Consider the following 26,192-nt stretch of genomic DNA (forward strand, 5'->3'; position numbering starts at 1 on the left):
TCCCTTTCTGTCAGGCATTGATCACGGTCTCGGCAAATTCGGAAAGAGTCTGTGGGGCCGCGAAGTCCGCGAACCACACGTAGAAACGTTCAACGCCCTGGGTGGTCAACCCGGCGAAATGCTGGGTGATCTCGGCCGCGTCGCCACATACGAGCCCGCTTCCGAGATGGCCGAACAGCCGGTTGCTCCGTTCGGTGACCGCAGCGCGATCGGCGCCACGGCCAACGAATCCGACCATCTGCTGCAGCGACACCCGCGCCGAGCCCACCGTCGGCAGCAGATGCGGCAGGCGGTCGAGCTGGTGCGAGGGAATGTTCCACCAGTCGGCGTACGTCCGCACGAGTTCCATCGTTCGTTTGCCAGTCCCGCCGAGAACCAATGGAATTCGATCAGCCGGCCGCGGCAGCTGAATCGGACCGATGGCACCGTCGCCGTCCCAGTACTGGCGCAGCAACGCGAGGTCATCTCCGAGCCTGCTCACCCGCGCCCCGGCGTCGTCGCCGTCCTCGATCCCGAACTTCTCGAATTCCTGTGGCCAGGAACCCGAACCCAACCCGAGTTCGAAGCGGCCGTCGCACGCAGCGGACAACGTGACGGCTTGCTTGGCCAGCACTGCCGGATGCCGGAACGCGTCGCACAACACCAGGTGTCCGACGCGCAATCGCTCGGTGCGTGCGGCGATCCACGTCGCGACGGTCATTGCCTCCCAGATGCTTTGATTCGTCGCACCGGGCGGCTCGAGGTGGTCGATGAACGCGATGCCGTCGAATCCACCGGCTTCGGCGACGCGCGCCCGCTCGACGATATCGGGGATATCCATGCGCACTTGTGGCAGGAACAAGAACCACTCGGTCATCGGGCCGACCCGCTCGGTCGTCGGAGCACAGTGATCACAACCCGCCTATTGCTTCTACAGAAACGGTAACGTCATTCTCCACAGTGCAGCATGACGGAGGTGGTGCCGCAATGGCTAGGCCGGCCGGACGACCGTCGGGTGGTGCGCGTGCAGACACCGAGGAGCGAGTCGGCCGATTCATGAGATCGGCCCTGGCGATCCTCGGCGAAACAGGCCGCACGGATTTCACGGTGCTGGAAGTCGTCGAACGCTCGAAGACCTCACTGCGGTCGTTTTACCAGCACTTTTCCACCAAGGACGAGCTTCTGCTGGCGCTGATCGACAAGATCATGGCGGAGTCGACGCAGCGCTGGTGCTCCGAAACCGCCGACCTGCCTGGTCCCGAGGCACTCCGAGCACTGATCGAGCGCATCACCGCCCCGGCGGCGTCGACGACCCAGGACAGCATCAACCGCGGCCTGACGTTCTACAACGATCATCTGGCGGAGTCCCTGCCGCGCGAGTACGCGCGCGTTCTGACGCCTTTGCACGACCTCTTCCAGGACATTCTGCGGCGCGGCATCGAATCGGGCGCGTTCCGCGCCGACCTGGAGACGCCGACAGCCGCCGCCCTGATCATGCAGTCGGTGCTGGGCGCCATGCGGTTGCGGTCGCTCGGCGTGGCCCTCAACGGGGCGCCGATCGAAGGCCGCCACATCTACGAGTTCTGCGTCACGGGTTTGTCCAGCTCCGCTTGAGTGCGCTGACCTGCGGTTTCCCGCAATCGCGGCCAATCATCGCCGGGTCTCGTCTGCGCTGGTCACAGCGTGGTAACGTCATTACCAGATTCGATAACAGCACTCTCCCAGGAGGCGAACGTGCCGTCACGCATCCTCGACTATCCGGTGTTCGACGCCGACAACCACTTCTATGAGCCCAAGGAAGCGCTGACGCAGTTCCTTCCCGACAACCGCAAAGGCGTAATCGACTACATCGACGTCCGGGGCCGAACCAAGATCGTCGTTCGCAACCACATCAGCGACTACATTCCCAACCCGACCTTCGAGGTGGTCGCGCGCCCCGGCGCACAGGAGGAGTACTTCCGTCACGGCGGCGGCGGCAAGAGCTTTCGCGAGGTGATGGGCAAGCCGATGAAGGCCATCCCCGCGTTCCGCAATCCGCAGGCACGGCTCGAGGTGCTCGACGGTCTGGGCCTGGACTACACGATCATGTTCCCGACGCTGGCCAGCCTCGTCGAGGAACGATTGAAGGACGACCCCGACCTGATCCTCGACATCATCCACGCCCTCAACCAGTGGATGTACGAGACCTGGCAGTTCAACTACGAGGACCGCATCTTCTCCACGCCGGTGATCAACTTGGGCGTCGTCGACCGCGCACTCGCCGAACTCGAGTGGTGCCTGGAGCGCGGGGCCAAGACCGTCCTGGTCCGGCCGGCCCCGGTACCCGGCTATCGCGGAACCCGTTCGCTCGGCCTACCGGAGTTCGACCCATTCTGGGACGCGTGCGTCAAGGCCGGTATCCCGGTCTGCATGCACGCCTCGGACAGTGGATACGCGCAGTACCTCAACGACTGGGAACCGGCCGACGAGTTCCTGCCGTTCCGCCCGACAGCGTTCCGGATGGTCGCGATGGGTAAGCGCCCGATAGAGGACACCATGGCCGCACTGGTCTGCCACGGCGCGCTCACCCGCAATCCGGATCTGCGGATACTCTCCATCGAGAACGGCGCGTCCTGGGTGCCTTACCTGTTCTACCAATTCAAAGACGTGTATTCGAAAATGCCGCAGGAGTTCCCGGAGGATCCGATCCAGGCGTTCAAGCGTGGGGTGTACGTGGCGCCGTTCTGGGAGGACGACTTCAAGAAGATGGCCGAGCTGTGCGGGATCGACCGCATCATCTTCGGCTCCGACTGGCCGCACCCGGAAGGCTTGGCGGACCCGATCAACCTCGTCGGCGATCTGGAAGCGCAGGGCCTCGACGATGCAGGCATCCGAAAGATCATGGGCGGCAACCTGGTCGACCTGTTCAAGGTGCCGAGCAAGAAGGTCTACAAGCCCGATGTCCCGGCCCTCGTCATCGCCTGATCACATCCATCCACACAGAGGCTGAGCCGAATACATGACAGACGTGGCAAACCCGGAACAGATGCTGTTCACCTCGACGGCGCAGGCGTTCCTGGAGAAAGAAGTCCCACTGAGCCGGGTGCGCCAGCTGCACGCCGATGGCATCGCGTTCGACGCCGAATGGTGGCGCCGGGCAGCCGAACTCGGTTGGGCCAGTCTGCTGGTCCCCGAAGAACTCGGGGGCGGCAGCGTCTCGGGTGACGGCGTCGCCGATCTCGCGCTGCTTGCCGAGCAGTCCGGCCGCAGTGTGGCGCCGGGGCCCCTGCACGCGGTCAGCGTCGTGCTCGCCGGGCTGGTCGAGGCACCCGACGGTCATGAGGACACGATCGAGGCCTTGGTGGCGGGCGAGCTCATCGCGTCGTGGGCCGCATACGAACCGCGCCAACCATTCTCGGCCTTGCGGACTCAATCGATCCGCACCACTGCGACCCGCACGGACTCCGGCTTCCGCCTCGACGGCACCAAGGACCGGGTCGAGGCCGGTGACCGGAGCGGGGTGCTGCTCGTACCCGCCGTCTGCGACGGTCGATTGAGACAGTTCGTCGTACCCGCCGACTCCCCCGGCGTCACCGTGACCCCACAGGCGTCGGTCGACATGGTCAAGCGATACGCGCGCGTGCGATTAGACGGTGTCGAGGTCGACGAAGCCGCGGTGGTGGGCAGCGCCGACCAAACGCCCGCGGTCATCGAGAGGCAGCGCGAGATCGCTCTCGTGCTGCAGTGTGCCGAGATCGTCGGCATCCTCGACGCGGTCCTGACCATGACGAACCAGTGGTTGTTCGACCGGCACAGCTTCGGACGCCCCTTGGCGTCCTATCAGGCGCTCAAGCACCGCGCGGCTGACATGAAGATGTGGTTCGAAGCCTGCCGGGCCACCACCGCCGGCGCCGTCGCCGCGGTGGGGCGCCGCTCACCCGACTCCGAGCTACTGGTCAGCGTCGCGAAAGCCTATGTGGCCGAGAGAGCTCCGGTGATGTTGCAGGACTGCGTCCAGTTGCACGGCGGTATCGGCGTCACCTGGGAACACGACCTGCACCTCTACCTTCGGCGAGTTGCCCTGTACCGCGCGATGTTCGGATCGCCCGAGGATCACCACCGCGCGGTGTACGCGGTGAACCGCAAGAACCGCGCAGTCGAGGAGGTTGTGGCATGACCGAGACCGTGAGCACGAGTGCCACCACCGAGTCTGTCGAGGAATTCGCCCGCCGCGCCCGGCAGTGGCTGGCCGACAATATGCCCTCGATCGATCCGGACAACCCCCCGTTCGCCGTGCGCGCCGAGGCCGAGTCCTGGGACCGGGCAAAGGAATTGCAGAAGCGGCTGTACGAAGGCGGTTTCGCGGGCATCTGCTTCCCGCGGGAGTATGGCGGTCTCGGCCTGGACTACGCATATCAGAAGGCGTTCAACGATGAGTGCGTCCGCTACGAGATGCCACTGATCCTCAACACACCGTCGTTCACGATCTGCGCCGCGACCATCCTCGACATGGGTAGCGAAGCACAGAAGCGCGAACGCATCTCGGCCGCGATTCGTGGCGACGAGATCCTCGTGCAGCTGCTGAGCGAACCGAACGGCGGCTCGGACCTGGCCGGGGTGATCACCCGCGCCGACCGCCGCGACGACGGCACCTGGGTGATCAACGGCGCCAAGACGTGGAGCACCAGTGCGTTCGCCGGGGATTACGGGTTGATGCTGGCCCGCACGGATTGGACGGTCCCCAAACACGAGGGTCTGACGATGTTCCTGGTGCCACTCAACGCACCGGGCATCACGATGCGGCGCATCAAGGAAGTCAACGGAAACGAGGAATTCTGCGAGGAGTTCTTCGACGGCCTCGCGCTGCCCGCGGACGCCGTGGTGGGCGAGGTCAATGACGGATGGACGGTGGCTTCGCGCCAGCTCCACCACGAACGCCGCGCCGTCGGCGGCGGCTCGGAGTTCGCCAGCGGCACCGGCGCCGAGAACGCCAACGAGATGCCGCCCGATCACATCGGTATTGCCGAGGCCACCGGTCAGGGCGACGACGCCCGGGTGCATGATCTCGCCGGACGCGCACTGGTGCGGCGAATCGTCAAGAAGCAGCTCATCGAACATGTGGGCGCCGCCATCGGAAACGGTTCGCTGCCGCCGAATGCGGGCACATTGATCCGGCTGTTCCACGCCGAGACCACCGAACTCGAGGTCGACACCGCGTTGACCATCGCAGGCACCGCGGGTGTCATCGACGAGGGCGACGAGCTCACCGGCATGCTCGACATCGGCGTGCGTTACCTGTCGCGCCAAACCGGGTCGTTGGGCGGCGGTAGCTCGGAGATGGCCCGCAATGTCATCGGCGAACGCATCCTGGGCTTCCCAAGGGAATTCGCCGCCGACCGCGGCGTGCCGTTCAATCAGGTCAAGCGCAACAAGAGCTGATCTTCCTCAGAACAAGGTCTGCTGCACAGGCGCCGCAGCGCAGTCGTCGCCAGCCGTGGCAGGCGCCACTGCACGAGGACCGGCCGCCAATCCGTGTGCGCGGATCAGCGGTTGCACTCGTGCGCGCAGAGCGTCGCGGTACTCGGCAGGCAGATAGGCGCCGCGCCGGTACAACTCGCGGTAACGCCACGTCAGTTCGGGATGCGAGCGCGCGAGCCACGACATGAACCAGCCGCGGGTCGAGCCGCGCAGGTGCAGTCCGAATACCGTCACGCCCGTGGCTCCGGCGGCCGCGATCCGGCCGAGCAAGGCGTCGAGCTGATCGGCCGAGTCGGTGAGATACGGAAGCACCGGCGCCACCATCACGTGGCAGTCCAGACCGGCGTCGCGGATCGCCGTGATCAGGCCAAGGCGGGCCTGGGGTGTCGGCGTACCCGGCTCGACGTCGTGGTGTAGGTCGGCGTCACCGATTGCCAGTGACACCGCGATGCTGACGTCGACGCGGCGCGAGGCCTCGGAAATCAGCCCGAGATCGCGGCGCAGCAGCGTGCCCTTCGTCAAGATCGAGAAGGGCGTGTACGAATCCGCCAGCGCGCCAATGATTCCGGGCATCAGCGCATATCGGCCCTCAGCCCGCTGATAGGGATCGGTGTTCGTGCCAAGGGCCACCGTTTCATGGGTCCACGACGGCCGGCGCAACTCGCGGCGCAGGACGTCGGCGACATTGGTCTTCACGACGATCTGGGAGTCGAAATCCGTGCCGCAATCCAGATCGAGGTACTCGTGGGTCGGCCGCGCAAAGCAGTAGCGGCAGGCATGGCTGCAGCCGCGGTAGCCGTTGACCGTGAAACGGAACGGCAACGCGGACGCCGCGGGCACCTTGTTGAGCGCCGATTTGCACAGCACCTCATGGAACGTGATGCCGTCGAACTGCGGTGATCGGACGCTGCGCACGAATCCGACCCGTTGCAGGCCGGGCAGCGCTCCGTCGTCAACCTTGACGGCCTGTCGATCCCACCGCACATTCTCATCGAACATTCGTTCGATGGGAATGTCAAGATGCGCTTGCGCGTGTGTCTCAGGCCGCTTGGGTCGACTCCCGCGCCACCAGAACCGGTTTCGTACGGAGCTGGTCCGGGTTTTGACCGGATAGCGCCTCGGTCAGCAGTTGCACCGCATCGCGGCCCATGTCGAAAGCATGCGACTCGATCGAGGTGAGCGGGACATGCAACTCGGCGGCGAGCGCGATGTTGTTGAATCCGATCAACGATACGTCGGCGCCGACCCGCAGCCCATGGTTGCGAATGGCCCCCGCCGCGCCGATGGCCGCGAAATCGTTGACCGCGAACAGTGCCGTGGGCGGCGTCGGCCCGTCGAGCAGGCGGTCGGCGGCGTAGTGGCCGCCGTGACTGTCGAGTCCCGAGAACACGATGTTGTCGACGGAGACCTCGATACCCGCCTCGCGGTACCGGTCGACGAATCCGGCGGGCCGGTCGATACCGGTGCTGGCGTGCGCGAGGCCCGCGATCACTCCGACGCGACGGTGCCCGAGCTCCAGCAAGTGCTCGGCCGCCAGCCGCCCGCCCAGATAGTTGTCGCACGTGGCCGCCGGATAGCCGGCCACGCTTCGGTTGACCAACACGAACGGCACTTCGCGCTGTGTGAGCTCTTCGAGAACGGTGTGGTCGTCCGCGCGGGCGTCGCCGAGGATCAACCCGTCGACCCGGCGGTCGAGCATCATCTCGATCCGCTTGCGTTGATCGGCCGGCTCATCTTGCGTGTTTGCCACGAATGCCGTCAGCCCCCTTGCGGACGCGGCGGATTCGATGCCCTCGTAGACGGTGGCCAGCACGACGTCGCTCAGCCGCGGCACGAGTACGCCGATGAGGTTGGTACGGCGGGTGCGCAAGCTCGCGGCATGCGGATTCGGCCGGTAGTTGACTTCCGCGGCCCGCTTGCGGATTCGTTCGGCGGTGGCGCCCGAGGCCGCACGTTCGCCCTGCCGCATGCCGTTGAGCACGCGGGCGACGGTCGACACATGCAGGCCCAGATCGTCCGCTATCGACTGCAATGTCGCCTGTTTCGACTTGACCACTTCCACTTCCCTGTTTGCTGTGTGCCCTCCGCCACACCGACCCTTGACAGCGGTGCGAGTTGGGGAGCAGTATAGCCCGAACGTTCGGCCCGAACGTTCGGGCAAATCGGGTCGGACGTGTCGCACGGCTCTACATCGACCACCTCTCCGACAGAAAAGGACCGTCATGGCAGATCAGGACGTATCGCACGAGACTCATCGGCACAGCCCCGCGCGGGTCGCGGTCGTGCAGTTCAATCCTCAGGTCGGCGTCGAGAACCTCAAGGCGAACTCTGAGGCGGTGTACGAGCGCCTCCATGCAGCAGTTGCTGAAGGCGCCAATCTCATCGTCCTGCCGGAGCTGGCGACCACCGGCTACACCTTCGAATCCCGGGACGAGGCGTACGCCCACGCCGAGCCGGTGCCGTCGGGCGCGACTGTGACCGGCTGGATCGACTTCGCGGCAGCACACGACGTCTACATCGTGGGCTGCCTGCCCGAACTCGACGGAGTCGAGCTGTTCGACACCGCGGTTCTCGTGGGACCCGACGGGTTCGTCGGGAAGTACCGCAAGACCCACCTGTGGAACGAGGAGAAATTGTTCTTCTCCCCCGGCAATCTCGGCTATCCGGTGTTTCACACCAAGATCGGCCGGATCGGCCTGCTGGTGTGCTGGGACATCTGGTTCCCCGAAACAGCGCGCATCGTCGCGCAACAAGGCGCCGACATCATCTGCATCCCGACCGGTTGGGTGTGGACCCCGCCTCCCCTGTATGACGCGAGCGGAACTTGCATGGCCGCATACCTCACCATGACCGCCGCACATGTCAACAACGTCTTCATCGCGACTGCGGACCGGATCGGCACCGAACGCACATCCGGGTTCATGGGCAACTCGCTCATCGCCGGGACCAACGGATGGCCCATCGACCGCATCGCCGGACCGGACGAGGACACCATCCTCTACGCCGACATCGACATCACCGCGTCGCGTGGCGCCCCGATCTGGAATCAGTTCAACGATCTCCACCGCGACCGCCGCACCGATCTCTACGACCAACTGCTTGGATACCGCGGCGGCACGGCACTTCCCCGCTGAGGCACCGACATGGCAACCGCACCGTCAACGCGTCCCCAGAGTGCCGCCCTGCCGCTGTGGCCACTCGTCGCCGCCATCTGCCTGTTCGCCGCCCTGCTCTGGACGGGCAGCCTGCACGTCGTCGCACCGATGCTCGACATGATCGCCGCCGCGGCAAGTGAACCCAACTTCTACGGAAGCGCGCTGGCGGGCGTTGGCCTGCTCGCCGGAGGTGTCGTCGCACACCGGCTGCAGGTGAAACGGCGCCCATGCCAGGGATTCGCCCAAGCCTGCGGATCCGGACTGTGGGTCGCGACGCTCGCGAGTTCGCTGCTCGGAGTTGCCATCAGCAATCTGGCGTGGGGCTGGACCCTGTCCGAGGGCACATGGCAACCGCTGTTCGTCCCGTTCGTCTCGGTATCGCCCACCGTGGTGCTGATGTTCGGTGCCGATGCCAAAACCGTGCTGACCGGGGGCGTGCTCGGTGGCCTGATCACGCCTCCGCTGTCCGTGTTGGGCGCCGACCTCTGCTCGGGAATCGGGCTCGCACCGGTTGTCGGAATCACCGGCGGCATGGCCGTGGGTGCCGCGATCGCCTTCACGGTGTGCCGGCACCTGCCGTGGTTACCCGAGCCCTTGCACCTACAGCGCACGCCCGATCGCCCGATCGTGGCGGCCGTCGGTACGGAAAGGCGCGGTGCGGGTTGGCTTTTGCGCCGCGGGTTGGCCGACTTCTCCGAGGCGCAGTTCTTCGGCAGTGAATGGGCGAGCTTCGGATTGATCGCAGGCGTCGTCCTCGCCTACGTACTGAACCCCGCCGTGGTGGCCTACGGATCCGGTCTGCTTCCGCAGATCCTGGCCGCTCAGGTGATCACCGCGATCGTCGCCGTGACGGTGTGGCGCGGGCAATGGGCCCGAAAACCCTTCTACCCCACGTTCGTGCCCGTCGTGTCGGTCGCCCCGGCGTGTGTCCTGGCCTACGGGGGCACAGCGGTCTCCGTAATCGCCGGGGCGGTGCTGGGCGCATTGTTGAGCCCACCGCTGGCGGCTGCGATCTCCGCCCGGTTACCAGAACATTTCCATCCCTTCATCGGAAATGTCGCGGCCATGGCGATCGCCACCTCCGTGATCATCCCGCCGCTGCAACTACTTCCAGGAATCTGACAATGACCGACCTAGTCGAAACCCCGGCGCTGAGCGGGTACTTCCGCCAGCGCGATATCAGCTCGCTTGCAAAGGATCTCCGTGACGGCCACGCGACCAGCGTGGAACTCGTCGAGGAGAGCCTGGCAGCGATCGCCCGCCTCAATCCGGTCCTCAACGCGTTCACCACCGTCGACGCCGATGGGGCGCTGGCCGCCGCACGGGAAGCTGACGCAGACCTGGCGCGCGGAATGGATCGCGGTCCGCTGCACGGCATCCCGGTATCCGTCAAAGACCTCGTCGATGTAAAAGGCCAGATCACGACCTCCGGGTCGGCAGTCCACCCCGATAGCCCCGCCGGCGCCGACGCCACGTGCGTGGCACGGCTGCGCGCGGCTGGTGCGGTGATCGTGGGAAAAAACGTCCTGCACGAGTTCGCCTACGGTGCCACCGGTGACCGATCGTTGCAGGGTGCATCGCGAAACCCGTGGGATACCGGCAAGATCAGCGGAGGGTCCAGCGGTGGCGGTGCGGTCGCAACGGCGGCAGGCATGGTGCCGCTGGCCGTCGGAACCGATACGGCGGGCTCGGTACGGGTTCCCGCCGCCCTGTGCGGTGTTGTCGGATTCAAGCCGGGGCACGGGGCTATACCCGTCGACGGTGTCCGGCCCCTCGCCGCGTCGCTGGACCATGTCGGCGTATTCGCCCGCACCGCAGCCGACGCGGCGGCCGGATACGCGGCGATGAGTGGTCGTCCGGTCAACCGCGAAAGCTGCAGTCCGCGGGTGGCCTGGCTCGATCCGACGCGCCTCGGCCCCACCGACCCAGCGGTCGTCGCGACCGTGCGGACCGCACTGGACGGGGCCGGTATCGCCACCGACGACACCGCACTTCCATTCGAACCAGGCGAACTGTTCTCGGTGCTGAGTGTGTTGCAGTCGAGTGAGGCGTATACCGAACACGTCGATGACCTCGCCGATCACGACCACGAGATCGATCCTGAGGTCGTCGAACGGCTGATCCGTGGCCGGGACACGCCGGCCTGGGAGTACGTCCGAGCGGACCGTACGCGAAACATGCTGCGCGCCAACACCGCCGAACTGCTCGCCCGGTTCGACGTACTTGCCATGCCGACCGTGCCGACGGTTGCCACTGATGTCGGCCAGCGCACCCACGTCATCGACGGGAAGGGCGTCGAAGTGCGGTCAGCCCTGCTGTCGCTGACCAGCCCGTGGAACCTCACCGGTCATCCGGCGCTGAGCATGCCGGCCGGGACGGTGTCGGGGCTGCCAGTCGGCCTGCAGCTGATCAGCGCCCCGGGCCGGGAGCATTTGATTTTCGCGCTCGCGGACCGCATCGCAAGGGCACAACGATGACGGGTGACTACACCCCTCTGTTGCCCACCGGCCCGGACGAAACGGAGTATCGGCGGCTCGACACCGAATCCGATGCGATCGGCACGGTGCGTGCGGCCGGTCGTACGTTCCTCGAGATCGGTCCACAAGTCCTCGAACAACTCGCGTTCGAGGCGTACCGCGATGTGTCACATCTGTTGCGGACCGGTCACCTTCGCCAGATCGCGGCTATTCTCGACGACCCGGAATCCTCGCCGAACGACCGTTTCGTGGCCACCGAGCTCTTGCGTAACGCCAACATCGCGGCGGGCGGGGTGCTGCCGATGTGCCAGGACACCGGAACCGCCATCGTCCACGCGAGCCGAGGCCGGCACGTACTCACCGACGGGCTTGACGCGCAACACCTTTCGAGCGGCATCGCACGGGCCTACACAACCCTCAATCTCCGCTACTCGCAACTGGCACCGCTGTCGATGTTCGACGAGCGCAACACCGGCACCAACCTGCCCGCACAGATCGAGATACTCGCCGACGGCGACGACACCTATCGATTCCTGTTCATCGCCAAGGGCTGCGGCAGCGCGAACAAGAGTTTCCTGTTCCAGCAGACGCCTGCCCTGCTCAACCGCGACAGCCTCCTGGACTTCGTCGTGGCCAAGGCCGCCGAGATCGGCACGTCCGCCTGCCCGCCCTACCACCTGGCAGTCGTGATCGGCGGCACCAGTGCCGAATTCGCCCTCAAGACGGCGAAACTCGCGTCAGCACACCACCTCGACAACCTGCCCACCGCGGGATCATCGGCGGGCAACGGCTTTCGTGACCGCGAATTCGAGCAGCAGGTCCTCACGGCCACCCAGCGTCTCGGCATCGGCGCACAGTTCGGCGGCAAGTACTTCTGCCACGACGTGCGTGTCATCCGCCTTCCCCGGCACGGCGGCTCGCTGCCCATCGCCTTGGCGGTGTCGTGTGCCGCTGATCGCCACGTGCTCGGCAAGATCACTGCGGACGGGGCGTTTCTCGAACAACTCGAAACCGATCCGGCACAGTTTCTGCCAGATGCCACCGGCACCGATGGGGAGGCCGTACGTATCAACCTCAACGAATCGCTGGCCCATACCCGTGCACAACTCGCGGCTCATCCCGTGGGCACGCGCGTGTCGTTGACCGGCACCCTGGTGGTGGCTCGAGATCTCGCGCACGCCAAGATCCGCGAGCGCCTGGCGGCCGGTGAGCAGATGCCGGATTACCTATGCCGGTACCCGGTGTACTACGCCGGGCCTGCGAAAAGGCCCACCGGCTACGCGTCGGGTTCGTTCGGACCCACCACCGCAGGACGCATGGACTCCTACGTCGAGCAGTTCCAGGCCGCCGGTGGATCGCTCGTGATGCTCGCAAAAGGAAATCGCTCGGAGGCCGTACGTCGCTCGTGCGCCGAATACGGAGGTTTCTACCTGGGCTCGATCGGCGGTCCCGCAGCACGACTCGCACGGGACTGCATCAAGGCGACCGAGGTCCTCGAGTACGGCGAACTGGGCATGGAGGCAGTCATGCGGATCGACGTCGAGGACTTTCCCGCGTTCATCGTCATCGACGACAAGGGCAACGACTTCTATGCCCGCGACAATGCCCCTCTACTCACGATAGGACGTGCACCGCAATGACTTTCACTCACTCAGACGTGCAGGAGCTCGTATTCGACCGCGCAGGAACGACTTTGGCGGCCGCGATACGCCCGGGCATCGGCACACCGATCCTGCTCGTGCCTGGAGTGATGGCCGACGCAGCGACGTGGCGCCCGGTGGCCGACTCGATCGACCTGCCGAACCCGGTGATCACGGTCAATCGTCGCGGCCGGTACCCCAGCGGACCGCTCGGAGCCGACTACTCGGTGCGTGTTGAGGTCGACGATCTGCGCCACATCGTCGACAAGCTCGGCGACGTCCATCTGTTCGGGTGGAGCTACGGTGCGCTCATCGCGCTCGAGACCGCGTTGACGTGCGATCACATCGTCTCGCTGACCGCCTACGAACCCGTCGGCCGGCCATTCGCCGGAGAAGTGGTGCAACCACTACGCGACGCTGTGGCCGCGGGCGACCTCGACCGCGCGGTCACGCTCGTCAACACCGACGTATCCGGATTCTCCGGCGACTACGTGGCCGGCCTGCGCCGCAGCCCGGCCTGGGCCGTGTTGCGCCCGCTCGCCGAACCCCTGGCCGAGGAACTCGCAGCCATCAATGAGCATCACCCAGCTCTGGATCGCTATCGAACGCTCGACATGCCGGTCAGGTTGATGCTCGGCGAACACAACGAGGGCCTCGCCCCCTATGGCACCGCATTCGCTGCGTTTGTCACCGCGCTGCCGCAAGCAGCTGTGATCCGGCTGGCCGGCCAAGGACACCTGGCGCACGTCGAGGCACCGGGCGCGCTGGCAGCGGCTGTCGCGGCTGCCGTCACGGCCGCCGAGCGCGGCTCAACGAGTTAGAACTCGATTTCCGCAAGACTGGGTGCGCCGGTGCCGCGGTTTCGGGTACGGCACCGGCGCCCGCCGTGGGCGTGGCCCAGTCAGACCGTACCCGGATGCCCGCAGAGGCACCGGAGCACGAAGCACGACGAGACGGTGCGGCCGGGACGCATGGCTTGTTCGCGTACCCGGGCACCGTCTCGCATGCCTCTCATCGAACAGTTGTTCGATGCATTTGTCAACCCACCATCACACCGGCGGGCGCGTCGCTCAGCGGCGTGTCACCACTGCCCGAGCTGGCACCTCGGGCTGTACGGATGATCGTTCTGGACCGCGACCTGGCCGTCGACCGCGATTTCGCAATGCGCGTTCGGTGCACCACGCCCGCCGTGCGTGGTGCTGGCGACGGTGAAGATGGCCCACTGCGGGTCGGCCAACGTGGTCTCGAAGACCCAGGGCGCCCCGGGCACCACGTTCACTTCCGCCTTCTGGAGGAAGGCGTACGGGTCCGCGTCATACGCCTGCTTGCTCGGCGGCTGGGTCGCGAGATAGTAGAGATCGAAATCGTAGGGCGCGCCCGTTGTGAGCGTGTAGCGCACCTGATGACCGCCTGCCTCCGGCTCCGCATACGACGTTGCGTTGGAGACCGCCATACCCGCGGCCGCCAGAACGACCGCCGCACCGACCGTGGTTGTCACTTTTCGCATGTTCGTCATATCGAGGCAGGCTACCGGCTTGTTACAGGTGCGACGAATGAGCGCTGAGCCGTCATGAGAATGGTCGCGTTGGCGCGCGAAAACGGCAAACCAACACTCGCCTAGCTAGAGGTTAATTTGTTCGTCACATACAGACATTTCTCAGTAACACCGGCGCTCTAACGTCCCGATTCGACACCCGCACAGTGTGTTTAGCCTCCTGCGGCGCAGCCGATCGCGATCGGCCGAAATGCGCTGCAATCATTGGGAAAGGTTGTTCATGCGAGTACCAGCACGTGCCACGTTCCGCAGATCGGCGTTAGCCACGGGAAGCGTGATCGCAGTTGCCAGTCTCCTACTGGCCGGATGCGGAAGCAGGGCAAGCGAAACCGACGCAGCAAATGCTGAGTCATGCGTGGACACGTCCGGGCCGACGATCAAAGTCGGGTCGTTGAACTCCCTGTCGGGAACGATGGCCATCTCCGAGGTGACCGTCCGCGACGCGATCAAACTCGCGGTCGACGAGATCAACGCGAAGGGCGGTGTGCTGGGCAAGCAGATCGAGCTGATCGGCGAGGACGGCGCGTCCGAGCCGACAGTGTTCGCCGAGAAGGCCGAGAAACTGATCAGCAGCGATTGCGTCGCCGCGGTCTTCGGAGGTTGGACGTCGTCGAGCCGCAAGGCCATGTTGCCGGTGTTCGAAAGCGCCAACTCCCTGCTGTATTACCCGGTCCAGTACGAGGGCCTGGAATCCAGCAAGAACATCTTCTATACCGGCGCCACCACGAACCAGCAGATCGTGCCCGCGCTCGATTACCTCAAGGAGAAGGGCGTCAAATCGCTGTACCTGGTCGGCAGCGACTACGTCTTCCCGCAGACCGCCAACCGCATCATCAAGGCGTACGCGGAGGCCAACGGCATCGAGATCAAGGGTGAGGACTACACGCCGCTCGGCTCGACGGACTTCTCCACGATCGTCAACAAAGTGCGCGGCGCCAACGCCGACGCGGTGTTCAACACCCTCAACGGTGACTCCAACGTGGCGTTCTTCCGCGAGTACAAGAACGTCGGCCTCACCCCGCAGGAGATGCCGGTGGTTTCGGTGTCGATCGCCGAGGAGGAGGTCGGCGGTATCGGCGTGCAGAACATCACCGGCCAGCTGACCGCGTGGAACTACTACGAGACCATCGACACCCCGGTCAACAAGGCGTTCGTCAAGGCGTACAAGGACTTCGTGAAGGATCCCAAGAAGCCGACGTCAGACCCCATGGAAGCCGCTTACGTTTCGGTCTACCTGTGGAAGAACACGGTTGAGAAGGCAAAGTCGTTCGACGTCAAGGCGATCCAGGACAACGCCGACGGCGTGACGTTCGACGCGCCAGAGGGCAAGGTCACGATCGACGGCGAGAACCACCACATCACCAAGACCGCACGCATCGGTGAGATCCGCCCCGACGGCCTCATCTACACAATCTGGGAATCCAAGGGACCGATCGAGCCCGACCCGTACCTGAAGTCCTACCCGTGGGCCGCAGGGCTGTCCGGCTAAGCGGGCCATGGATATTCTGATCGGCCAGCTGGCAACGGGATTGAGCCTCGGCTCAATCCTGTTGCTCGCCGCTCTCGGCCTGTCCCTGACCTTCGGCCAGATGGGCGTCATCAACATGGCGCACGGTGAGTTCATCATGGCCGGCTGCTACACCGCGTACGTGGTTCAGCAGATCATCTCCAATGCCGGTGCCTCACTTCTCATTTCCCTTCTTGTCGGATTCGTGGTCGGCGGTGCGATGGGTGCACTGCTCGAGGTCACGCTCATCCAGCGCATGTACGACCGGCCGCTGGACACCCTGTTGGTGACCTTCGGCGTCGGCCTGATCCTGCAGCAGATCGCCCGTGACATCTTCGGAGCTCCCGCGGTGAACGTGGTGGCACCGTCGTGGCTGTCCGGTGGTGTCGAGATCCTCGGCGCCGTCGTGCCCAAGACGCGCATCTTCATCCTTATCCTCGCGATCGTGTGTGTCGCGGTGCTGGCCACGGTGCTCAAGACCAGCCCGATGGGCAGGCGGATCCGGGCGGTCGTGCAAAACCGCGACCTCGCCGAGACCAGCGGCATATCGTCGCGAAAGACCGACATCACGACGTTCTTCATCGGGTCGGGGCTGGCGGCCGTCGCCGGCGTCGCCTTGACGCTGATCGGCTCCACCAGCCCGACCATCGGGCAGAGCTTCCTCATCGACGCGTTCCTCGTGGTTGTCGTCGGCGGTCTCGGCCAGATCAAGGGCACCGTCATCGCGGCGCTCGCGCTCGGCTTCCTGAACTCGTTCATCGAGTACAGCACCACTGCGTCGCTGGCCAAGGTGATCGTGTTCGTGATCATCGTGATCTTCCTGCAGGTGCGCCCCCAGGGCCTGTTCACCGTTCGGACAAGGAGTCTCGTATGACCATCCTTGGACGCTGGCAAACCTGGGCCGGTTTCGGTGTCGCCGCCGTACTGCTCTTCGGAGTGGCGCCGGCCGTGCTGTCAGACTTCCGGCTGAGCCTGCTCGGCAAGTTCCTGTGCTTTGCGATCGTCGCGGTGGGTATCGGATTGGCTTGGGGCCGTGGCGGAATGCTCGTCCTCGGCCAGGGCGTGTTCTTCGGCCTCGGCGGCTACATGATGGGCATGCACCTCAAGATCGCCGACGCGCAGATCCGCGGCGACGATGTGCCCGACTTCATGCAGATCCAAGGCGTGCGCGAACTTCCCGGCTACTGGACTCCGTTCGCCTCCCCCGCGTTCACGCTGTTCGCCATCCTGGTGATTCCGGCCGGGATCGCCGCACTGCTGGGCTTCGGCGTGTTCAAACGACGCGTCAAGGGTGCCTACTTCGCGATTCTCTCGCAGGCGTTGGCAGCGGCCCTGGCGATCCTGCTGGTCGGCCAGACCAGCATCGGCGGCAGTAACGGACTCACCAACTTCCGCACGTTCTTCGGGTTCACGCTCAACGATCCGGTGAACAAGCAGATGCTCTACTTCATCGCCGCGGCCACCCTGCTGATCGTGGTCGCCGTCGTCCGCCAGCTCATGTACAGCCGCTACGGCGAACTCCTGGTGGCGGTGCGCGACGGTGAAGAGCGCGTGCGGTTCTTGGGATACGACCCGGCCAACATCAAGGTCGTCGCCTACACACTCGCGGCGCTGTTCGCGAGCATCGCCGGTGCACTGTTCGCGCCGATCGTGGGATTCATCGCGCCCTCCCAGGTGGGCATCGTGCCGTCCATCGCGTTCCTGATCGGTGTCGCGATCGGCGGACGCACCACCCTGCTGGGACCGGTGCTCGGCGCGATCGGTGTCGCATGGGCACAAACCCTGTTCTCCGAACGCTTTCCGTCGGAGTGGACGTATGCGCAAGGCCTGCTGTTCATCGTCGTCGTCGGGTTCTTCCCCGCTGGTCTGGCAGGTTTGGGCGTGCTGCTCAAACGCCGGCGCAGAGCCAAAGCCGAATCGCCGCCGGAGAAAGCCGCTGACTCAGACCCTGACACAGAAAAGGTGGGTGTCAGCTCATGACCGAGGTCGACGCGAGCACCGCGGGTAAGGAACCCATCGAAGGCGGCAACGTCGGCATGGGCACCCAGTACCTCGAAGTAAGGGGTTTGACAGTCGAATTCGACGGATTCAAGGCCGTCAGCGACGTCGACCTCACGCTGTTCCAGGGTGACCTGCGCTTTCTGATCGGGCCCAACGGAGCGGGCAAGACGACGGCGATCGACGCGATCACCGGCCTGGTTCCGGCATCCGGTTCGGTGAACAAGTCCGGGGAGGAACTGCTCGGCAAGAAGGTGCACCAGATCGCCCGGCGTGGGGTCGGCCGAACATTCCAGACCGCGAGTGTGTTCGAGCAGCTCACGGTGTTGCAGAATCTCGATATCGCGGCCGGTGCCGGCCGGTCGGTGTGGACGCTCATGCGCAAGCGCAAGGGCGTGCTGCCGGCGATCGAACAAGCGTTGCACACGATCGGATTGACCGATCTGGCCGACAAACCGGCGGGCATCCTCGCCCATGGGCAGAAGCAATGGCTGGAGATCGGCATGCTGCTGGTCCAGAACGCCGACGTTCTGTTGCTCGACGAACCCGTGGCCGGCATGAGCACTGAAGAACGTGAGGAAACCGGAAACCTCTTGCGCCGCATCGGTGCCGAGCGCACAGTAGTCGTCGTCGAGCACGACATGGATTTCATGCGCGCGTTCGCCACCTCGGTGACCGTGCTCGCGCGCGGGCAGGTGATCGCGGAGGGCTCGGTCGCCGAAGTGCAGGCCAACCCGAAGGTCCAGGAGGTCTATCTGGGCACCGCCGCGGCAGGCGCCGATGGAATCGAACTCGCAGAGGAGCACTCCTGATGCTGCAACTCGTCGACGTCCGTACCGGTTACGGCCGTTCCGAAGTCATCCACGGCGCCAGCATCGAGGTGCCGTCCGACGGTGTCGCCGCGGTGATGGGGCACAACGGCGCGGGCAAGACCACACTGTTGCGCGCCGCCGTCGGCCTGCTCAAATGCACTGCGGGCAAGGTCCTTTTCGAAGGTGAGGACATCACCAAATTGCGGCCGAGCGCACGGGTCGCGCGAGGCCTGGCCTATGTTCCCCAGGGCCAGCAGTCGTTCGGGCAGCTGACCACGGCCGAGAATCTGCAAGTGGTGGCCGACGGCCGCAAGAACGGCAAGGCGCTGATCGACGAACAGCTGGATCTGTTCCCGGCGCTGAAGGAGCTGTTGACCCGCCGGGCCGGTCTGCTGTCCGGTGGTCAGCGACAGCAGTTGGCGATTGCCAGGGCGCTCATCACCAACCCCAAGACCCTCATCCTCGACGAGCCGACCGAGGGCATCCAGCCGTCGGTCGTCGCCGAGATCGAACAGGCCATCACGTCGCTGACCGCGCGCGGTGACCTCGGCGTGCTGCTGGTCGAACAGCACATCGGGTTCGCCCTGGAATCCTCGCAGCGCTACTACATCCTGGAGTCGGGCCGCATCACGTCCAGCGGCACCGGCGGTTCGGCCTCCGAGGCCGACGTCCGCGCCGCCATGGCCATTTAGTTCCGCTTCCCGTGCTACACCCCTTGCACCGCGAGCGACCGTGTCTGTCCCCCGACACGCCGTGAATCGTCGGCATTTCACGCACACTCGCGGTGCACGAGGGGCACACTTCGGCCATGAGCACCGTGGGCGAGCCTCGAATCCTCGCCGAAACCGGCGGCCTGGTCGTAGCTGAGGACGGGCCGAATGTGATTGTCGTGGATCGCGGCAACGGCCCGTCGGAGATCTTCGCGTTCGTCCTGTTGATATTGACGCTCGTGTGCGGCGGGTTCGGCGTGGTGTCGATGATCATGGGCGCGGCCGGTTCACTGGCGGCCTCGTCGGTCGTCGTCGGCGCAGTCCTGCTCGGTATCGGCGTGCTGGCAGGGGTGGGACTGTTGGCAACGGGGCGGGCGATGCGCCGCAGCCGGCTCGCTCCGCTGCACACCTTCACCCCGGTCGCGGTGTTCGATCGGAGCCAGCGCGTGTACCGCGACGGCGCCGGGGAGATCATCGCGCCACTGGATCAGGTGCGCTTCGAGCGGCGCATGCAATTGACATCCAGCTCGCCCAAGCTCGTCGCGGTGACGCCGGCGGGTGTGCGAGTGCTCAAGCGCGGCAACCCGTTCGGTGGCGGTGTCGGCAACCTGGACGAAGTGCTGACCACGGTGGTGCACGGCCGATAGAGGCGCGGGCGTACGCGAAGTCGCTCCAGCAAAGCCGAGACCCGCTAGCCTGACGGGCGTGGAATGCGCCTGCGGTGGTCACGACGCACAGAACCCTGGTTCGCTAACCCGTCGCTCCATATTGACGGCCTCGATGTCGGCGGTGATCGGCGGTGCGATTCTCAGCACATCGGCGTGTAGTTCCGCAGAACCGCCGAAGTCAGCCCCCACGATGCCCGAGAACGCGTTGGTCACGCTGGGCGTCCAAGCCGGTCCGCCGCCAGTCCCCAACAAGACCGGGATCTCGTCGGCCATCAAAATCGGCGGTGACGTCTATCAAATCGATTGCGGCTTGGGCTCGATGAACGCGTTCGCCGACGCGGGCTTCACGTTCAACGATCTGAAGAGCATGTTCATCACCCACCTGCACACCGACCACATCGTCGACTACTACAGCTTCTTTCTCTCCGGCGGTTACACGGCGGCACCGGATAAGGCGCCGGTGACCGTCTACGGACCCGGCCCGGCCGGTGGCTTGCCGGCGAGCCAGGTCGGCGATCACGACCCGGCGACGGTCGAACCCGGCAACCCCGCACCCGGTCTGGCCGCCACCAGCAAGGCACTGCTGCAGGCATACGCCTACACGAGCAACATCTTCATCCGGGACATGGGGATCGACGACATTCAAGACCTGATCGAGGTCGTCGAGATCGCGGTGCCGCCCGGGTCGGACTACCGCAACCGGGCACCCAAAACCGCGCCGTTCCCGGTGATGTCGGACGACAACGTCACGGTGACGGCGACCCTGGTCTCCCACTATGACGTGTACCCGGCTTTCGGCTTCCGCTTCGACCTGAAAAACGGTACTTCCGTGACGTTCTCGGGTGACACCACGAAGTCGGACAACCTCATCACTCTCGCCAAGGACACCGACATCCTGGTGCACGAGGCGCAATTCAGTCTCGATGATGCCTACTACCACAACAGGTTTCCGCCGAACTATCTGAAGAGCTCGCACACCTCGGCCGAGCAGGTAGGCGAAGTAGCCGCGGCAGCCAATGCCAAACATGTTGTGCTGAGCCACTACTCGCCGACCGACTTGCCCGACTCCCAATGGCTCGATGCCATCTCCAAGAACTACCCCGGCAAGGTCACCGTCGCCCGCGACGGCCAGGTGTTCGAGCTGTGAGTTCTGCTACGCGCCCAGATGCGCCGGCAGCCGCCCGCCGAAGAGAAGTATCGCGTTCTCGCTACTGACTTTTCGGCGTGAAGCGTCATCCATCGGGTAGTCCGCCAGGAAGCGGGCGCCGTCCACGTTGTCGTCCATCGGATAGTCCACCGAGAACATCACCCGGTCGGCGCCCATGACCTCCAGCGTGCACGCGAAGGCGGGTGGGCAGAAATTGCCGCTCGTGGTGACGTGGAAATTGCTGCGCAGATATTCCGACGGCAGCCGTTGCAGACGTTGCTTCGATCCGCCGTCACCGCCGAGCCCGTAGTACCGGTCGATGCGGTAGGCCGCGAACGGCAGCATCTCGCCGAGGTGGCCGATGATCATCTGCAGGCCGGGGAACTTGTCGAACAGCCCGGAGTAGATGAGCCGCAACACGTGCGTGCCCGTCTCCGCGGCGAAGCCCCACGACGCCAGGTGCAGGCCGTCGCCGACGTACGGGGCAAACCACGCATCCATCACGGCCGGATGCGGCGTCGTGGGATGCAGATAGATCGGCGCACCCAGTTCGTGGGCACGCGCGAACAGTGCCTCGTACTCGGGATCGTCGAGATAGCGTCCCTGGCAGTGGCCGTTGATCAATGCACCCACAAGGCCGAGGTCGGTGACGGCACGCTCCAGTTCAGCCGCCGCGGCCGTGGGATCCTGGGTCGCGAGTGTCGCGAAACCGCCGAATCGCTGCGGGTTTTTGCGCACGGTCTCGGCGAGGTCGTCATTCGCGCGGCGGGCCAGGTCGATCGCGCGTGCGACGTCGGTCTCGTCCTGCACTCCAGGGTCGAACAGCGATAGGATCTGGAAGTCGATCCCTGCGGCGTCCATCTGCTGGAGGCGCAATGTCGACCGGTCGTACAGCCGCTCGTAAGCCACCGGGTTGTTGGAGCGCAGCCAGGTCCCGACGACGTTGCCCGCGCTGGCCGGACCCCAGGCGAAGTGCTCTTCGAGCGCGATCAATGACATGGCACCTCCGCAGTCGAGTCGCTTCACTCTAGGCGCGGAGAGATCGAGCGTGCGCTAAGTGCCGACGATCTACGGCGTGTCGAGCAGCAGACCCGCACGCTCGCGGTGCAGGGTGACGCCGATCTAGCGGGACAGGCGGGAAAGAACCTCGGCGACAACGGAATCGGCGGAGATATCGACCTGGTCGCCGGTCGAGAGGTCCTTGAGGCCGACGGTGCCCGCCTCGATGTCGCGGTCGCCGGCGACGAGCGCATACTTGGCGCCCGACCGGTCGGCGGCTTTCATCGCGCCCTTCAGACCGCGGTCGCCATAGGCCAGATCGACGCGCACCCCGCCGGCCCGCAGGGCGGCCGCGAGCTTGGCCAGTTCGAGCTTGGCGGCGTCGCCGAGCGGGACGCCGAACACCTCTACTCCGCCGACACCTGCGACGGTCTTGCCCTCGGCCTGCAGTGCGAGGAGCGTGCGGTCGACACCGAGGCCGAAGCCGATGCCCGACACGTCTTGACCACCGAGCTGACGCATCAACCCGTCGTAGCGACCGCCGCCGCCGATGCCGGACTGCGCACCCAATCCGTCGTGCACGAACTCGAACGTCGTCTTGGTGTAGTAGTCCAGCCCACGCACCATCCGTGGATTGATCACGTACGGCACCCCGAGCGCGTCGAGGTGGGCCTGCACGGTCGCGAAGTGCTGTTTGGCCGAATCGGACAGGTGGTCGAGCATGAGCGGCGCGTCGGCGGTCATCTCGCGGATGTGTGGCCGTTTGTCGTCGAGTACCCGCAGCGGGTTGATCTCGGCTCGGCGCCGCGTCTCGTCGTCGAGGTCGAGTTTGAACAGGAACTCCTGCAGCAATTCCCGATAGGCCGGCCGGCAGGTGTCATCGCCCAGTGAGGTGATCTCCAGCCGGAAGCCGTCGAGCCCCAGCGAGCGGAACCCGGCGTCGGCCACCGCGATCACCTCGGCGTCGAGCGCGGGATCGTCGACGCCGATCGCCTCCACCCCAACCTGCTGCAGCTGACGGTAACGACCGGCCTGGGGCCGCTCGTAGCGGAAGAACGGTCCCGAATAGCAGAGCTTGATCGGCAGCGCACCGCGGTCGAGCCGGTGCTGGATGACCGCGCGGATGACGCCCGCGGTGCCTTCGGGCCGCAGCGTGACCGACCGGTCGCCGCGGTCGGCGAACGTGTACATCTCCTTGGAGACCACATCGGTCGACTCGCCGACTCCCCGGGCGAACAGCGCGGTGTCCTCGAAGATCGGCAGCTCGATGTCGCCGTACCCGGCGCGGCGGGCCGAGGCCAACAAACCGTCTCGGACCGCGACGAACTGCGCCGACTCCGGCGGCAGGTAGTCGGGAACACCCTTGGGCGCCTGGAACGGCACCGACGAAGAACCTTCAGTCACAGAGTCAAACCTTCGAGAAATGGGTTGGTGCGGCGTTCGTGCCCGATCGTCGAGCGCGGACCGTGTCCCGGTAGTACCACGGTGTCGTCGTCGAGCACCAACAGTTTTGTCACGATAGAACCCAGCAGGTCACGTCCGCTGCCGCCGGGCAGATCGGTGCGTCCGACCGAGGACCGGAACAGCGTATCGCCCGTGAACACGACGTCCGACGGGCCGGCGGTGCCGAAGCCCCGGTCGCTGCGCTCCGGCCAGCCGGCGACGCGAAACACCACCGACCCGCGGGTGTGCCCCGGCGTGTGATCGACGGCGACCGTGATGCCGCCGAGTTCGACCTTGTCGCCGTCCCGGTCCAGCTCGACCAGCTGCTTCGGCTCGGAGAACAACACCCCGAACGCCAACTGAGCCAGCCGTGGCCCGAACCCCTTGATCGGATCGGTCAGCATGAACCGGTCCTCGGGGTGGATGTAGGCCGGGCAGCCGTAGGTGTCGGCCACCTTCTGCGCAGACCAGATGTGATCGACATGCCCGTGTGTGAGCAGGACCGCGGCCGGAGTGAGCCGGTTCTCGTCGAGGATGCGGCGCAACGGGCCCATGGCCCGCTGACCCGGGTCGACGACGATCGCGTCGGCTCCCGGCCGCTCGGCCAGGACATAGCAATTGCACGCCAGCATCCCGGCCGGAAATCCGGTGATGAACACAGTGTCATTTTCCCATGGCCGAGTTCGCACCGGCTGTTCGCGCGGGTCGTTAGGCCTTTGCTCAGCATCGCCTGGCACACTCGTTGCCGACTCGAATTACCCATGACATGCACACGAGGGAGAGGACTGCCGCAGTGCCGACCAACGAACAACGGCGTGCGACGGCCAAGCGCAAGCTGGAACGCCAGCTGGAGCGTCGCGCAGCCCAGGAACGCAAACGGCGCATCTACACGATCGTCGGCTCTGCCGTCGCCGCCGTCGTGGTCATCGGCGCCGTCGTGGCCACGTTCGTGATCACCAGCAAGGACTCGAACAGCACGACCGCGTCCGCTGCCACCACGACGCCCACCGACGCCGCGGCACAGCCCGCCGCCGACGGCCAGCTGCCCGCGTTCGTGGCCCCGGCTGACCTCGGCGCCAACTGCCAGTACCCGGCTGCCGGGCAAGCCAGCAAGCAGGTCAACCCGCCACGAACCGGCAAGGTCCCCACCGACCCGCCCAACGTCAGCGTCAGCATGGTGACCACGCAGGGCAACATCGGCCTGCAGCTCGACAACGCCAAGGCGCCGTGCACGGTCAACAGCTTCGCGAGCCTGGCCGGGCAGAACTACTTCAACGACACCCCGTGCCATCGCCTGACCACGGGCGGGCTCTCGGTCCTGCAGTGCGGCGATCCGACGGGCAGCGGCACGGGCGGCCCGGGCTACCAGTTCGCCAACGAGTACCCCACGAACCAGTACCAGCCCGACAATCCCGCACTTCAGCAGCCGGTGGTCTACCCGCGCGGCACGCTGGCGATGGCCAACGCCGGCCCGGGCACCAACGGCAGCCAGTTCTTCCTCGTATACCAGGATTCGCAGCTGCCGCCCGGCTACACCGTGTTCGGCAAGATCGACGACACCGGCCTGGCGACGCTCGACAAGATCGCCGCGGCGGGCGTCGAAGGCGGTGGACCGGACGGCAAGCCGGCACTCGATGTCCAACTGAAGTCCGTCGCGCTGGACTGATCGATCACCTTGACCGCGCCGCCACCGTACGGCGGATACCCACCGGGCTACCCCGGTTATCCGGCCGGGTATCCGCCGCCGCGCACCAACAGCATGGCCATCGCGTCACTGGTGTGCGCATTCCTGTTCGCGCCCTTGGGCATTGTGTTCGGGCACATCTCGCTGTCGCAGATCAAGCGCAACGGCGAGCAGGGCCGCGGCATGGCCATCGCGGGGCTCGTCATCGGCTATGCGCTGACGGCGCTGTCGATCCTGTTGGTGGCGCTCATGGTGATATTCACCGTGGCGCTAGTGCAGACCGCCGACAATCTGCCCAGGGAGGGCACGCGAAGCGCGTCGCCGGGTAACGCACTCCCGGCGTTCGATCCGCCGCCCAATCTCGGCGCCAACTGCCAATACCCGGCGACCACCGAACCCGCGGTGAAGCCCGCCACGCCGCCGCGTACCGGCACCGTGCCCACCGAGCCGGCCATCGTCACCGCCAGCATCACCACCGATCGCGGCAACATCGGCGTCGACCTCGCCAACGGTCAGGCGCCCTGCACGGTCAACAATTTCGCGAGTCTCGCGCAGCGGGGCTTCTTCGACGACACCCCCTGTCACCGGCTCACCACGGGTGAGCTGTCGGTGCTGCAGTGCGGTGATCCGTCGGGCACCGGTATGGGTGGGCCGGGCTACCAGTTCCCGAACGAATACCCGACGAACCAGTACCGGCTCTCCGATCCCGCGTTGCGCACACCCGTGGTCTATCCGCGTGGCACGGTGGCGTCGGCGAACGCGGGCACCGGCACGAACGGCAGCCAGTTCTTCGTGGTGTACGAGGATTCGCTGCTGCCGCCGACGTACACCGTGTTCGGCACGGTCGACGAGACCGGCCTGGCAACGGTGGACCGGATCGCGGCGGGCGGCATCGAGGGCGGCGGCGACGACGGCAAGCCCGCGACGCCGGTGACCATCACCTCAGCCCTGTTGGACTGAT

General features: G+C 65.7%; 25 protein-coding genes. 18 read left to right on the top strand and 7 right to left on the bottom strand.

The annotated features are described in order from the left end of the window. Nucleotides 1-10: 10 nt before the first annotated feature. Nucleotides 11-856 carry an LLM class flavin-dependent oxidoreductase gene (locus ACRCUN_RS27960; protein WP_462144874.1) on the bottom strand — a complete coding sequence of 282 codons (846 nt, stop codon included), beginning with the start codon at nucleotides 854-856 and terminating at the stop codon, nucleotides 11-13. Between the two features lie 110 nt (nucleotides 857-966). Between ACRCUN_RS27960 and ACRCUN_RS27965 the strand changes: the two genes are divergently transcribed. The 4 genes from ACRCUN_RS27965 to ACRCUN_RS27980 all read left to right on the top strand — a co-directional run bounded on the left by ACRCUN_RS27965 (nucleotide 967) and on the right by ACRCUN_RS27980 (nucleotide 5,397). After that, a complete protein-coding gene (locus ACRCUN_RS27965; RefSeq protein WP_462144875.1) occupies nucleotides 967-1,593 on the top strand; it encodes a TetR/AcrR family transcriptional regulator in 627 nt (208 codons plus the stop codon). Nucleotides 1,594-1,713: 120 nt separating this feature from the next. Then, a complete protein-coding gene (locus ACRCUN_RS27970; protein ID WP_462144876.1) occupies nucleotides 1,714-2,943 on the top strand; it encodes an amidohydrolase family protein in 1,230 nt (409 codons plus the stop codon). Between the two features lie 34 nt (nucleotides 2,944-2,977). Further along, complete coding sequence (locus ACRCUN_RS27975) at nucleotides 2,978-4,135, top strand: acyl-CoA dehydrogenase family protein (protein ID WP_462144877.1); 1,158 nt, start codon at nucleotides 2,978-2,980, stop codon at nucleotides 4,133-4,135. Continuing rightward, nucleotides 4,132-5,397 (top strand): acyl-CoA dehydrogenase family protein, encoded by a 1,266-nt coding sequence (locus tag ACRCUN_RS27980; RefSeq protein WP_462144878.1) that lies wholly within the window; start codon nucleotides 4,132-4,134, stop codon nucleotides 5,395-5,397. Before ACRCUN_RS27975 ends, ACRCUN_RS27980 begins: the two co-directional genes overlap by 4 nt. Before the next feature lie 6 nt (nucleotides 5,398-5,403). Here the strand turns inward: ACRCUN_RS27980 and ACRCUN_RS27985 are convergent, their stop codons facing one another. Together ACRCUN_RS27985 and ACRCUN_RS27990 are read right to left on the bottom strand one after the other, a co-directional pair. Continuing rightward, entirely contained in the window at nucleotides 5,404-6,420 is a 1,017-nt protein-coding gene (locus tag ACRCUN_RS27985) for an Rv2578c family radical SAM protein (protein WP_462144925.1), read from the bottom strand. 55 nt (nucleotides 6,421-6,475) lie between these two features. Next, on the bottom strand, nucleotides 6,476-7,492 hold the full coding sequence (locus tag ACRCUN_RS27990) for a LacI family DNA-binding transcriptional regulator (protein ID WP_462144879.1): 1,017 nt from the start codon (nucleotides 7,490-7,492) through the stop codon (nucleotides 6,476-6,478). Between the two features lie 166 nt (nucleotides 7,493-7,658). On the opposite strand from ACRCUN_RS27990, the gene ACRCUN_RS27995 reads away from it, so the two are divergent. The 5 genes from ACRCUN_RS27995 to ACRCUN_RS28015 are packed head-to-tail and all read left to right on the top strand — an operon-like array spanning nucleotide 7,659 to nucleotide 13,529. After that, entirely contained in the window at nucleotides 7,659-8,570 is a 912-nt protein-coding gene (locus ACRCUN_RS27995; protein ID WP_462144880.1) for a nitrilase family protein, read from the top strand. Nucleotides 8,571-8,579: 9 nt separating this feature from the next. Further along, complete coding sequence (locus ACRCUN_RS28000) at nucleotides 8,580-9,713, top strand: hypothetical protein (RefSeq protein WP_462144881.1); 1,134 nt, start codon at nucleotides 8,580-8,582, stop codon at nucleotides 9,711-9,713. A gap of 2 nt (nucleotides 9,714-9,715) precedes the next feature. After that, on the top strand, nucleotides 9,716-11,068 hold the full coding sequence (locus ACRCUN_RS28005; RefSeq protein ID WP_462144882.1) for an amidase: 1,353 nt from the start codon (nucleotides 9,716-9,718) through the stop codon (nucleotides 11,066-11,068). Beyond that, a complete protein-coding gene (locus ACRCUN_RS28010; protein WP_462144883.1) occupies nucleotides 11,065-12,708 on the top strand; it encodes a FumA C-terminus/TtdB family hydratase beta subunit in 1,644 nt (547 codons plus the stop codon). Before ACRCUN_RS28005 ends, ACRCUN_RS28010 begins: the two co-directional genes overlap by 4 nt. After that, a complete protein-coding gene (locus ACRCUN_RS28015; protein WP_462144884.1) occupies nucleotides 12,705-13,529 on the top strand; it encodes an alpha/beta fold hydrolase in 825 nt (274 codons plus the stop codon). Before ACRCUN_RS28010 ends, ACRCUN_RS28015 begins: the two co-directional genes overlap by 4 nt. A 260-nt stretch (nucleotides 13,530-13,789) precedes the next feature. Here ACRCUN_RS28015 and ACRCUN_RS28020 read toward each other — a convergent pair whose 3' ends face one another. Next, nucleotides 13,790-14,215: an Rv2576c family protein gene (locus ACRCUN_RS28020; protein ID WP_462144926.1), complete on the bottom strand. Its 426-nt coding sequence runs from the start codon at nucleotides 14,213-14,215 to the stop codon at nucleotides 13,790-13,792. Nucleotides 14,216-14,483: 268 nt separating this feature from the next. Here ACRCUN_RS28020 and urtA point away from each other — a divergent pair, with 268 nt between their 5' ends. The 7 genes from urtA (at nucleotide 14,484) to ACRCUN_RS28055 (ending at nucleotide 21,105) form a co-directional block, all read left to right on the top strand. Then, a complete protein-coding gene (gene urtA / locus ACRCUN_RS28025; protein WP_462144885.1) occupies nucleotides 14,484-15,752 on the top strand; it encodes an urea ABC transporter substrate-binding protein in 1,269 nt (422 codons plus the stop codon). 7 nt (nucleotides 15,753-15,759) lie between these two features. After that, entirely contained in the window at nucleotides 15,760-16,644 is an 885-nt protein-coding gene (urtB, locus tag ACRCUN_RS28030; RefSeq protein WP_067845008.1) for an urea ABC transporter permease subunit UrtB, read from the top strand. After that, nucleotides 16,641-17,750, top strand: a complete 1,110-nt coding sequence (gene urtC, locus ACRCUN_RS28035) for an urea ABC transporter permease subunit UrtC (RefSeq protein WP_462144886.1) — start codon at nucleotides 16,641-16,643, stop codon at nucleotides 17,748-17,750. Before urtB ends, urtC begins: the two co-directional genes overlap by 4 nt. Further along, a complete protein-coding gene (gene urtD, locus ACRCUN_RS28040; RefSeq protein ID WP_462144887.1) occupies nucleotides 17,747-18,580 on the top strand; it encodes an urea ABC transporter ATP-binding protein UrtD in 834 nt (277 codons plus the stop codon). Before urtC ends, urtD begins: the two co-directional genes overlap by 4 nt. Beyond that, nucleotides 18,580-19,272 (top strand): urea ABC transporter ATP-binding subunit UrtE, encoded by a 693-nt coding sequence (urtE, locus tag ACRCUN_RS28045; RefSeq protein WP_462144888.1) that lies wholly within the window; start codon nucleotides 18,580-18,582, stop codon nucleotides 19,270-19,272. The genes urtD and urtE overlap by 1 nt, the downstream gene beginning before the upstream one ends. Before the next feature lie 116 nt (nucleotides 19,273-19,388). After that, on the top strand, nucleotides 19,389-19,937 hold the full coding sequence (locus ACRCUN_RS28050; protein WP_462144889.1) for a hypothetical protein: 549 nt from the start codon (nucleotides 19,389-19,391) through the stop codon (nucleotides 19,935-19,937). 133 nt (nucleotides 19,938-20,070) lie between these two features. Beyond that, nucleotides 20,071-21,105: an MBL fold metallo-hydrolase gene (locus tag ACRCUN_RS28055; protein ID WP_462144890.1), complete on the top strand. Its 1,035-nt coding sequence runs from the start codon at nucleotides 20,071-20,073 to the stop codon at nucleotides 21,103-21,105. A 6-nt stretch (nucleotides 21,106-21,111) separates the two neighbouring features. On the opposite strand, the gene ACRCUN_RS28060 is transcribed toward ACRCUN_RS28055, so the two are convergent. The 3 genes from ACRCUN_RS28060 to ACRCUN_RS28070 all read right to left on the bottom strand — a co-directional run bounded on the left by ACRCUN_RS28060 (nucleotide 21,112) and on the right by ACRCUN_RS28070 (nucleotide 24,206). Then, nucleotides 21,112-22,104: an amidohydrolase family protein gene (locus ACRCUN_RS28060; protein WP_462144891.1), complete on the bottom strand. Its 993-nt coding sequence runs from the start codon at nucleotides 22,102-22,104 to the stop codon at nucleotides 21,112-21,114. A gap of 123 nt (nucleotides 22,105-22,227) precedes the next feature. After that, a complete protein-coding gene (gene hisS, locus ACRCUN_RS28065; RefSeq protein WP_462144892.1) occupies nucleotides 22,228-23,508 on the bottom strand; it encodes a histidine--tRNA ligase in 1,281 nt (426 codons plus the stop codon). Then, nucleotides 23,505-24,206: an MBL fold metallo-hydrolase gene (locus ACRCUN_RS28070; RefSeq protein WP_462144893.1), complete on the bottom strand. Its 702-nt coding sequence runs from the start codon at nucleotides 24,204-24,206 to the stop codon at nucleotides 23,505-23,507. The genes hisS and ACRCUN_RS28070 overlap by 4 nt, the downstream gene beginning before the upstream one ends. 134 nt (nucleotides 24,207-24,340) lie before the next feature. On the opposite strand from ACRCUN_RS28070, the gene ACRCUN_RS28075 reads away from it, so the two are divergent. Both ACRCUN_RS28075 and ACRCUN_RS28080 read left to right on the top strand, forming a co-directional pair. Beyond that, nucleotides 24,341-25,213, top strand: a complete 873-nt coding sequence (locus tag ACRCUN_RS28075; RefSeq protein ID WP_462144894.1) for a peptidylprolyl isomerase — start codon at nucleotides 24,341-24,343, stop codon at nucleotides 25,211-25,213. 9 nt (nucleotides 25,214-25,222) lie between these two features. Next, nucleotides 25,223-26,191, top strand: a complete 969-nt coding sequence (locus ACRCUN_RS28080; RefSeq protein ID WP_462144895.1) for a peptidylprolyl isomerase — start codon at nucleotides 25,223-25,225, stop codon at nucleotides 26,189-26,191. Nucleotide 26,192 lies beyond the last annotated feature (1 nt).

Source organism: Mycobacterium venezuelense, from assembly GCF_054919535.1.